Source organism: Collimonas antrihumi (genome assembly GCF_018304965.1).
GTDB lineage: Bacteria > Pseudomonadota > Gammaproteobacteria > Burkholderiales > Burkholderiaceae_D > Collimonas > Collimonas antrihumi.
Genome location: NZ_JAGQED010000008.1, coordinates 133,397 through 143,228 on the forward strand (window position 1 = coordinate 133,397; position 9,832 = coordinate 143,228).

11 protein-coding genes and 2 pseudogenes are annotated in these 9,832 nt (G+C 56.6%); 4 read left to right on the forward strand and 9 right to left on the reverse strand.

All coding sequences use genetic code 11. From position 1 onward, the window contains the following. Positions 1–172 precede the first annotated feature (172 nt). The 3 genes and pseudogenes from KHU29_RS10040 to KHU29_RS10050 all read left to right on the forward strand — a co-directional run. Positions 173–757, forward strand: a pseudogene (locus KHU29_RS10040) (MBL fold metallo-hydrolase); the annotation flags it as partial. Positions 758–1,091: 334 nt separating this feature from the next. Beyond that, positions 1,092–1,316, forward strand: coding sequence for a hypothetical protein (locus KHU29_RS10045; protein WP_211452666.1), 225 nt, complete (start codon positions 1,092–1,094; stop codon positions 1,314–1,316). A 21-nt stretch (positions 1,317–1,337) separates the two neighbouring features. Further along, positions 1,338–1,547: a hypothetical protein gene (locus tag KHU29_RS10050; RefSeq protein ID WP_211452688.1), complete on the forward strand. Its 210-nt coding sequence runs from the start codon at positions 1,338–1,340 to the stop codon at positions 1,545–1,547. A 1-nt stretch (position 1,548) separates the two neighbouring features. Here the strand turns inward: KHU29_RS10050 and KHU29_RS22345 are convergent, their stop codons facing one another. The 8 genes from KHU29_RS22345 to KHU29_RS10090 form a co-directional block, all read right to left on the reverse strand. Further along, on the reverse strand, positions 1,549–2,130 hold the full coding sequence (locus KHU29_RS22345; protein WP_211452667.1) for a glycine zipper 2TM domain-containing protein: 582 nt from the start codon (positions 2,128–2,130) through the stop codon (positions 1,549–1,551). A 185-nt stretch (positions 2,131–2,315) separates the two neighbouring features. Next, positions 2,316–2,945 carry a malonic semialdehyde reductase gene (locus KHU29_RS10060; protein WP_211452668.1) on the reverse strand — a complete coding sequence of 210 codons (630 nt, stop codon included), beginning with the start codon at positions 2,943–2,945 and terminating at the stop codon, positions 2,316–2,318. A gap of 132 nt (positions 2,946–3,077) precedes the next feature. Then, the gene (locus tag KHU29_RS10065) at positions 3,078–4,007 is read right to left on the reverse strand and encodes an MlaD family protein (protein WP_211452669.1); all 930 of its coding nucleotides are present in this window, start codon (positions 4,005–4,007) and stop codon (positions 3,078–3,080) included. Between the two features lie 18 nt (positions 4,008–4,025). Next, positions 4,026–4,838, reverse strand: coding sequence for an ABC transporter ATP-binding protein (locus KHU29_RS10070; protein ID WP_211452670.1), 813 nt, complete (start codon positions 4,836–4,838; stop codon positions 4,026–4,028). Positions 4,839–4,904: 66 nt separating this feature from the next. Continuing rightward, positions 4,905–6,029 carry an MlaE family ABC transporter permease gene (locus KHU29_RS10075; RefSeq protein WP_246541782.1) on the reverse strand — a complete coding sequence of 375 codons (1,125 nt, stop codon included), beginning with the start codon at positions 6,027–6,029 and terminating at the stop codon, positions 4,905–4,907. 66 nt (positions 6,030–6,095) lie between these two features. Further along, positions 6,096–6,854 (reverse strand): alpha/beta hydrolase family protein, encoded by a 759-nt coding sequence (locus KHU29_RS10080; RefSeq protein WP_211452671.1) that lies wholly within the window; start codon positions 6,852–6,854, stop codon positions 6,096–6,098. Between the two features lie 130 nt (positions 6,855–6,984). After that, entirely contained in the window at positions 6,985–7,197 is a 213-nt protein-coding gene (locus KHU29_RS10085; RefSeq protein WP_211452672.1) for a hypothetical protein, read from the reverse strand. Positions 7,198–7,355: 158 nt separating this feature from the next. Then, positions 7,356–8,945 carry an MFS transporter gene (locus KHU29_RS10090; protein WP_246541785.1) on the reverse strand — a complete coding sequence of 530 codons (1,590 nt, stop codon included), beginning with the start codon at positions 8,943–8,945 and terminating at the stop codon, positions 7,356–7,358. A gap of 152 nt (positions 8,946–9,097) precedes the next feature. Between KHU29_RS10090 and KHU29_RS10095 the strand changes: the two are divergent. Continuing rightward, positions 9,098–9,373: pseudogene (locus KHU29_RS10095) on the forward strand (NADPH-dependent FMN reductase family protein); the annotation flags it as partial. A 56-nt stretch (positions 9,374–9,429) separates the two neighbouring features. Here the strand turns inward: KHU29_RS10095 and KHU29_RS10100 are convergent. Then, the gene (locus KHU29_RS10100; RefSeq protein WP_211452674.1) at positions 9,430–9,663 is read right to left on the reverse strand and encodes a hypothetical protein; all 234 of its coding nucleotides are present in this window, start codon (positions 9,661–9,663) and stop codon (positions 9,430–9,432) included. Positions 9,664–9,832: the final 169 nt, after the last annotated feature.

The window sequence follows — 9,832 nt, forward strand, 5'->3', positions numbered from 1 at the left end:
ATCAGGTGATGTCCTGCGCGGCTGAAACGGCTTCGGTCTGTTACAAAATCTTTGTACCGGGTAGTTTACTTTTTTCGGATTTAAACTACACTGTGTAGTGTAATAATTCTTTGCTACCCGGCAGCAGCAAGGAATCGTTAACCAACCAGCATCAATAGGCAGGAAAAGTAGTATGGCAAGTGAAACGCTCAAGGCTTTCGATACGCATATTCAGCCGCAATCTTCACAGTGGCGGGATGGCAAGTTCAGGAATCGTCTCCCCATGCACAAGAACGGCTTGTGGGGGACATTGCAAATCCTGTGGCGCTTCGCTTTCGATAAGCCAGCCGGAACCGTGCCGGCCAAACCGATCCCGGTCCAGGCGATCAGCCGCGCACAATTGCTGGCGGCGCCGGATCGTTCCCTGTTTCGCCTGGGTCATTCCACCATGCTATTGAAGCTACGCGGCGAATTCTGGCTGACCGACCCGGTGTTTTCCGAGCGCGCCTCTCCTTTTCAATGGATCGGCCCTAAACGCTTTCACCAACCGCCAATCAGCATCGCCGAGCTGCCTCCCATCAAAGGAGTGATCTTGTCGCATGACCATTATGATCATCTGGATCATCAGGCGATCCTGCAACTAGTCGGCAAGGTACAGCATTTCCTTACGCCGCTGGGAGTAGGGGACACGCTAGTCAAATGGGGTGTGCCGGCGCAGAAGGTGCAGCAACTGGACTGGTGGCAAAGCACTCGGGTGGATGGCCTGCAACTGGTGGCGAGAGCAGTCAGTCTGACCTGAGATCGAGCTACGATTTTGCCAGAGGAAAAAATAGATAAATCCATTGTTTGCGAGAGTGAATACCTCTTGCTCGTGACTGAATTCGATTTTTTGTGGGGACGTAAGACAACCCTGCTGGAGCAAGCTCGCATGGAACGCATTGTCAGATTGATAAATGCTTTTGAAGAGAACCGCCGGTCAGAAATTTTCTCGGAAGAATAGCTGGATAGCCATACCAATTTGCCCAGCTAGTCTCACCTCAATTCTCACCCCAATTTCATGAATAGTTGATTCCGAGCATGTTAGGATTACCTTGCCATCAAGGAGGGCGGTCATGACAGGTGAATTTGAATACAAAGGCATCCATTACTCGGTCACGGTCTATGAAGAAATAAAAGGACGATGGACCTGGTCCTTTCAAATCGAGAATGGCGTAATTCGCAAATGTACCGACTTGCCAATGGAGCACGAGGAAATCGCGCGCAGAGAAGTCATGCGCAAAGTCAAATGGATGATCGACCATAAAAAATGGCTCCCGCCCTCCCACTTAGCGTCGTAACGCGTGGCTAAGCAGCTAACAATGAGAGGAGTGAAATGCCAGGAGATGCGGCGGCTACGGCCGGCAAGATCATTTCATCGGGATCGACGTGACGCGTCAGTATTGCTGGGCGATGTCAATGGCCGAGGGGCGTTCACCCACACCGCCATCCAGCGTGCGATGCATATTCATCCGACTGTCTCCGAGTTGATACCCACGCTATTGGGCGATCTGAAACCGTTGCAGCCGTGACCTAATAACCGTAGTTTTTGGCGACCGTATTACCCAGGTATCCACCGCCAACAACGCCCGCCACTGTCGCCAGCGTACGGCCGTTGCCGCCACCGACCTGATGTCCCAGCAAGCCGCCGATTACTGCACCGGTAGCTATCCCCAACGGGCTTACCTGCGGTGCCGGGCGAGCTTGCTCGACCGGGGCCTGGTATTGCGGCGCCGGTCCTGCTTGCGCATAACTGGTGTCATGATTGCGATAGACATGATGCACTATCGTTTTTTGCCTGGGTGCCGGGCGAGCCGGCTCAACTTGATATCCGGCGGCCGTGGGCGCTGTCAGCGGCTGCATGTACTGATAGCCGTTCGCGGTTTGCACCAATACCGGTGCGGCGGTTGCCGGCGCCATCGGTGCAGCGGCATTTGCCATTGGCTGCTGCACGGCAGAGGTTGCCTCGGGAGCCTGAGTGCCAACCGTATTACCGTGAGAACTCGGGAGAAAACCGGTCATCGCTGCGATGCCAAGCAAGCTCGCCAAGGTGACGGTTGCGGCTGCGCCGGCGACCAAGGGGTGCAGACGGGCGGTTGTTTGGATGGCTTCCATTTGATTCTCCTTCTACGTTGACAATGATTTGATTGTACAAACGTAGCGGCCGCCAACCCACCCGAATTGTGTATCAGGTGTTTCGAATTGAAACACAGTATTGATTCATCTGATGACGATAAAGAGCCTGCCAAAACAGTCCGTTCTGCCTGTTTGGCAGCGCTCCGGCATGCATGTCCATCGAATCAAAGTAATTTGCATGCCTCGTCAAAATCGAGGCGAGGGCTGCGTGGAAATAGTTTGTCCGGGTCTCCGTAGCCAAGATTGCACAGGAAATTGGTTTTGATGTGACTGTCCGGGAAATATTCATACTCGAAATTCACTGGCTTCGTCACCGGGAAAAATTCGTGATCCACTTTCACCTGGTCGAATCCCGACATCGGGCCGCAATCCAAGCCGAGGGCGCGCGCCGCCAGCATGAAATAGGCTCCCTGCAGGGAACTGTTACGCCTGGCGGTAACTTCAGCAAGTTCCGGCGTGTCCGCGAACCAGGCGCGGGCGTCGGCATGCGGAAACAGCTTTGGCAACTGCTCGTAGAATTTCCCGTCGTAGCCAATGATCGCCGTGACCGGGGCTGCCATGGTCTTGTCCACATTTCCAGGGGCCAACGCCGGCCGCAGACGTTCCTTGGCTTCCGGCGTACGCAAGAACAGAATGCGCGCCGGCGAACAATTGGCGCTGGTCGGCCCCCATTTCATCACGTCATAGAGGCGGCGCAGAATGTCGTCGCTTACCGGCTTTTCCAGCCACGCGTTATGTGTGCGGGCTTTAAAAAACAGAAGGTCGAGTCCGTCGTCGCTTAGTTGCTGGCTCATGTTCATCACCTCATTGTTGGTTAGATTCATCGGGTTAGATTTATTGATGCTGTCGACACACCAGTATAGTTGGCAGGAATTAAAATGAAATGGTTTTCTAACTGTGTGAAGCAACGTGCTCAATGCGGAAAATCAATGTATCTCGGCTGGCGCCGCAAATCCAACTTCACCAGGCCCCGGCGGCAGGGGCTTTCGTCCGAATAAAATGCTTTGCGGTTGCTGCTCGACGCCTGACAGCACGCGATCCAGCGCGTGGGAATTATGCGAAAAATCGTTGATCATGACGTGTAGTTGCGGCAAGGTATCCTTCAAATCCTGGCTGGTCTGGCCCAGATTGTCTGCGGTACTGCCGATGCGGTCCAGGGTATCCACGCGCGTGCGGACTTCTTGCGTGAGACTGTTTAAATTAGACAGCAAGGGATCCATGTGCGCCAAAGCTTTGTCGGTGCGGGCGCTGATGGCAGGAAGCTTTTTGAGCGTCGGCTGCAGTTCGGCGGCGAGATCGGCGATCCGGCCCGAAGCGGTCTTCAGGTTGACGATCGTCAACGACAACTGTTCCAGATTGTCGTCATTGAGCAGTTTGTTCAGCCGTTTTGCTGCCTGGCCCGTGTCGCGCAGCAAATCCTGTCCCGAATTGCCGATCTGATCGAAAAACGAGGGCCGCATTTCGATGCGGCCAATTTCATCTGGATTGAGCACGAGTTTTGCCGGATTGCTGCCGTCGTCGTCCAGTTGCACGAAAGACAGTCCGGTGATGCCCAGGTAACTCAGTTGCGCATAGGTCCCCTGGTTGACAGGCGTTCCCTTGTCGACGCCGATCTTGATCAGGATGACATGCGGGTCGGCCGGGGAAAACTGGATATCCTTGACCTTACCTACATCCACGCCGCGCAGCCGCACTGGAGCATTGCGGTTCAGGCCTGATACCGGCGTCCTGGATAACAGCAGGTAATCCTGCTGATCGACGGCATCGCCGTTCAACCGGATCGCCACCAGCACCAATCCGATGCAAAGCAGTACCAGGAACAGGCCGGCAGACAGGGCATGGGCGCGGTTTTCCATTGACCATCTCCTTATACTTCATGCAACGTGCAGGCCGACGGCCAGCTTGTCGCGGAAATCCTTGACGTTTTCCTGCTCGCAGCGTTTGATGTGACCGAGGAAGAAATTCTGCACGAATGGATCGGCGTGGTGCACGATATCCCACAGCGGACCGACCGTCAGCAGTTGCTGGTTAGCCAGCACGGCCACCCGGTCGGAAAGCGCCAGCAGGGTGTCGACATCGTGCGTCACCATGACCACGGTGAGATTCAGCGCGCGGCGCAGTGATTCGATCAGCTGTACGAAACCGTGGCTGCGCTCAGGATCCAGGCCTGCGGTCGGTTCGTCGAGGAACAGCAGTTCCGGATTGAGCGCCAGCGCGCGGGCCAGGGCGACCCGCTTGACCATGCCGCCGGACAGTTCGGCCGGCATCTTGTTGGCGCTCATGGCCTCAATTTCGACCAGGTCGAGTTTCATCATCACCAGTTCACGGATCACGTCTTCGGGCAACGCTTTGAGTTCGCGCAGCGGCAGGGCGACATTGTCGAATACGCTCAATGCCGAAAATAACGCGCCTTCCTGGAACAGGACACCCCAGCGGTTGCGGGTCTGGCGCAGGTCGGCAACCGGGCAGCCCTGCAGGGGGACGTCGAACACTCTGATATTGCCGCGGCTAGGAGCTTCGAGGCCGAGCATGAGGCGCAGCAGGGTGGTCTTGCCGCTGCCCGAACCGCCGATGATCGCCATCACTTCGCCGTAATTCACGCCTAAGGTGAGATCGCGATGGATGACGGTGTCGCCGTACCGGGTCCATACGGCGTTGATGTCGATGATATGGTCTGTTGTGCTCACGTTAGAACCTGCATGTTCATTTTTGGCCGATATTGTTCACTGATTACTGATTGTTCCAGCTTGCGTCTAGAAACCCACATTCGAAAAAATCACGGCAAATATGGCGTCCACAATGATCACGATAGTGATCGAAGTAACGACCGAATCGGTGGTGCTGGCGCCCAGGCTTTCTGTGTTCGGCTGGATTTGCAATCCGTAGTGGCAGGCGATTAATGCGACCAGCATGCCGAATACGGAACCCTTGCACAGGCCTAGCCACAGGTTGGCGATCGGCACTGCTGCAGGCAAGCCGTGCAGAAACTGGCGATAACCGATGTCTAGCTGCAGATAAGCCGACAACATGCCGCCGAGCAGCGCGGCCATGTCGCTCCAGATAATCAGCAGCGGCAAGGTGATGGCTAGCGCCACGACCTTTGGCAGCACCAGGCGCTGGGTGTGCGAAATGCCCATGGCTGACAAGGCATCGAGCTCGCGGGTCACGCGCATGACGCCGAGTTGCGCCGTCATCGAAGAGCCGGAACGTCCGGCTACCAGGATGGCCGCCAGTATCGGCCCCAGTTCGCGCACGATGCCCAGTCCCAGGATATTGATGATGAAGACGTCGGCGCCGTAGTTTTTCAATTGGATCGACGACAGATAGCTCAGCACTACGCCGACCAGAAATCCAACCAGCGCGGTGATGGCCAGCGCCTGGCTGCCGGTGCGATGGATGTTGGCTGAGATTTCGCGCCACGGGATATCATTCGGGTGACGCAGCAGATACAGGCCGTCCAGCAGCAGATTGCCTGCCAGGATCGTGATGAGGCGCAGGCTCTTGCAGAACGACAAAAAACCTTGCCCAAGTCTCACCAGCAGTTCGAGCCGATCGCGCGGCACCGGTGGTGGCGGTGAAAATGGTTTCTCCGCCAGATGAGCGAACATCTCTTCGTATTCTGGCTTGAGCAGGATGTCCGGCCGCCGCCGGCCCCACATGCGCCACAGGAACAGCGCGCCGGCGGCATCCAGTTGCTGGATCGCGCGCAGGTCCCACCTGGCAGTGTGGTCTTTAGCGTATTGCGTCAGCTGCGGCCGCAAGGTGGCGACATCCGGCAAGATGACACGCAACAGCCAGGTGCCGCTGACTTCAATCCGGTTGATGCCGTCGGTATCGGTCACACGCAGCAAACGTGGCGGTGTCATGGTGATGGCCATGTCTAGAGAAGCGCTGCAATAAAGTAGATCGCTCTCGGCATTGAAAGCCCGCGTTTGGGTGAGATATCACGAAACATAGCGGTGACTCCATGCTGCGATCATATTTGCCACATAGGTCGCGTCATGCTTGCGCGTCAGGAGATGATCGGCATCGTCGAGCGATAAAAAACTCTTCGGGTGTTTTGCCGCAGTAAAAATATGCATGGCGTTCGAGATGTCGACGGTGGTGTCGCGCGGCGCATGCATCACCAGCAATGCTTTCCTGAGGTGGGCGATCTTGTGGTTCAATTGCTGTTCCCTGGCATCCTGCAGGAACTGGTGCTTGATCTTGAACCGGCGGCCGGACAGCTGCACTTCCGCTTCGCCGTCGACTTCTATCTCTTCGATTTTATCCCGGAACAAGCCGGTGACATGGGTCGGATCGCTGGGAGCGGCGATGGTGACGATTGCGCGGACTTCCGGTATATCGGCTGCAGCGGATAGCACAGCCGCGCCGCCGAGGCTGTGACCAATCATAAGCGCCGGAGCGCGATAAACCTGACGCATATGGTCGGCTGCGGCAATCAGATCCGCTACATTCGAGGAAAAATTAGTGTTGGCGAATTCACCTTCGCTGGCGCCGAGGCCGGTGAAGTCGAAACGTAGTACGGCTATGTGATGGCTGGTCAGTGCCTGCGCAATGCGGCTGGCAGCGAAAATGTCCTTGCCGCAGGTGAAACAATGGGCAAACAGGGCAAAGGCGTGCGGGTCTCCTGACGGCGCATCGAGCCGCGCCGCCAACTTTTGTCCGTAAGCGCCTGTAAAATCAGTGCGTTCACTTATCATTCGCCACTCTCCACCAATCTGAGTTGGGTCGGGAATTGAGTATAAATTCGTTGAATATAAACTCGTCGAATATAAACTCGGGTGCTATGGCACGATATTACGCCTCAACGCTCATAATTTCTCGAAATGATCAAGATGGGACGATCTCGCACCACACGCAATCAGTGCCGATCCATCGCAAAAAATCAGTCAGCAAGACATTGACGTCAAAAGAGATGACGATAGCCAGGCAGAGAGCAATCAACGTCATAAAAAATCTCAGTACCTTTTGCCAATTGCCCATGCCGTCACTGTAGGGAATCCAATAGTCACGAAGATGATGATGTTTCATTCCGGTAGACATCGCACTATCTCCTTATTCGATGAAGCGCCACGAATAATGCATAAACGCAACATATTGATATGCGCCAATCCTCAACAATTCCTTTGCCGCAGATTCATATTAGACGAGCGATAACACTACTGATAGCGAGACTATCCTTTTCTGAAACCACGGAACATTCAGTTCTTTTGTGTTTTCTGAGGATGGAGGCCAATCAACAACCATGCGCTCAAGGCACTGCCCAATGCCAGGAGCGCGGAGAGTAACATCACACAACGGAAGCCCGATACGTACGACTGGCCAATTGCGCTTTTGAGGGCGATCTGTTCCTGTTCGCTCACCTCCGCCGGCACCGCGATTGCAGCAAGTTTGGCACGCTGCGCTTCTACAGTATGCAACGTGTCCGGCGCCGTATTCAAGGTCTTGAGATGGCTGTCCAGGCTGGCATTGAACGCCAGGTTCATCACAATCCCGAAGATTGCGATGGCCAGCAAGGCGGCAGTACGCGAGACCGCGTTATTGACGCCTGACGCCGCGCCGGCAAGACTTTGGTCGACCGCATTCATGACCGTCGTGGTCAGCGGCGCGACACTGATCGACATGCCGAATCCAAGCACCAGCACCGCCGGGAAATAATTAGCCCAATAACTGCCGCCCAAGCCGGGAACGGCGAACAGGGCGAATCCGACTGCCGCAATCGTGGGACCAATCACGAGCGGCCTCTTGGCGCCATATCGGTCAACCAGTCCGCCGCTCCACCTTGACAGGGAAAACATCAGCAGCACAAACGGCAGCAACGCAGCGCCAGCGGCGACGGCAGAATACCCTTGCACCAGAATCAGGTTCAGCGGTAGAAAATACAGGCCGCCGCCAAGCGCCGCATACAGCAGGAGCGTCAGCAAATTCGCGCCGCTGAAATTACGGGAATGGAACAGGCCAAGTGGCAGCATCGGGGCTGGATGCCGTAACTCGACGCCGATGAAGATGGTGAGCATCAGTGCCGCCAGAACCAGCGTTGCAATCACCGTCACGTCGCCCCAGCCTTTGTTCGACGATTCAATCAAACCGTAGACCAGGCATCCCAGCCCGATGCTGGCCAGCGCGGCGCCTGCCCAGTCCAGGCTGCCCGAAGCGCGCTGGTCGCGGCTTTCGGGTACGTACCGGAACGCGAGGGTAATGACTAGCAAGGCGAGTGGAACGTTGATCAGGAACGCCATGCGCCAAGAAACATGTTCGATCAGAAAACCGCCGATCACCGGTCCGATCGCGGCGGTGATGGCGCTGTAACCGGACCAGGTGCCGATCGCTTTGCCGCGTTCGCTTTCGGGAAACGATGCGCTGATGAGGGCGAGGCTGCCCGGGACCAGCAAGGCGCCGCCGATTCCCTGTATCGCGCGTGCGAAAATCAATTGCATGACGCTGCCAGTCAACCCGCACCAGATGGAAGCAACAGCAAATAGCGCGACGCCAATGGCAAAAACGCGCCGCCGCCCGAACCGGTCGCCCGCGGCGCCGCCCACCAGCAGCAGCGCAGCCAGGAAGAGGGCGTAGGCTTCAACCACCCACTGCGCATCGGTAGCGCTGGCGCCGAACGCGCGCTGCAAGGCAGGCAGAGCTACATTGACCACGGTGCCATCGATGAACACCATGCTTGAGGCGAGTATCGTGGCCGCCAGCACCCACGGTCGCGCGCTGCGCTTGCACAGTGAATCCGTCGCCGCATCGGCGATGGCGTTCTTGTCACGCGGGCGGGCAGGCGATACAGTCATTGGCATCACTCCAGCGGTGTTTGCCAAGCATAGCGTAAATTGCAAGGGAGATGACGGAATCAAGCTGATGGAACAGGATCGTTGGTCGGCGCCGTTTCCCGATGAGTTGCGCGACGCACCGTCGCAGCAACTGCAAGCTAGCCTGGGCGCCGTCATCAACTGGACGGTACAGCGGTCTCCAGATCACAAAATGGTATCAGGCCATATTCCACAGCACGCTGCTCCATCAAGGGATGGTGATTGTCGGCGTGCCTTATTCTGAGCAAGGGCTGCTCAACATGGACGAGATCACTGGCGGTACGCCCTACGGCGCTTCTACGCTCACCAAAGGTGACTGATCACGGCGGCCGAGCGCCAACGAACTCGCCATCGCGCGCTTCCAGGGCCGGCACGTGGCTGGGATCGCGCAGAAATTGGCGGCGAAGTAGCACACCTGGACGCAGCGATCGAAGGCGCGTTGCATGCCAGGAAGCCGATAATGATTTTAGAGCTCGCTTGACCAGGGACGGAGTTCTTCTGGATGCTCTTCCAGAAAGACAAGCAGCGGCCGACGTTTTTCCACACCCCGGGCGGCGCCCGGGTTAGCTGCCGGCGCGTTGCCGAATATTCCAGGTAACGCATCTTCGGCGCGCTGAAAGATGTCCCCCCAACGCTTGCGAACAGTGTTCCAGGCGATGCCCAGTTCGGCCGCAATCTCCTCATCCGGGCAGCCGCGCAAAGCCAGTTCTAACTGATCCTGTTGAGCCGGTGTCAGGCCGATGCCCCCCGTGCCAGAATAGATGTCGCCTCGATAGGAAATTAATCAACGGGGGCGCAAAGGAAATGAAGTGGCAAGATACAGTGAAGCATTTAAGAACAGAGCAGTAGCCAGATTGTTACCACCTGAG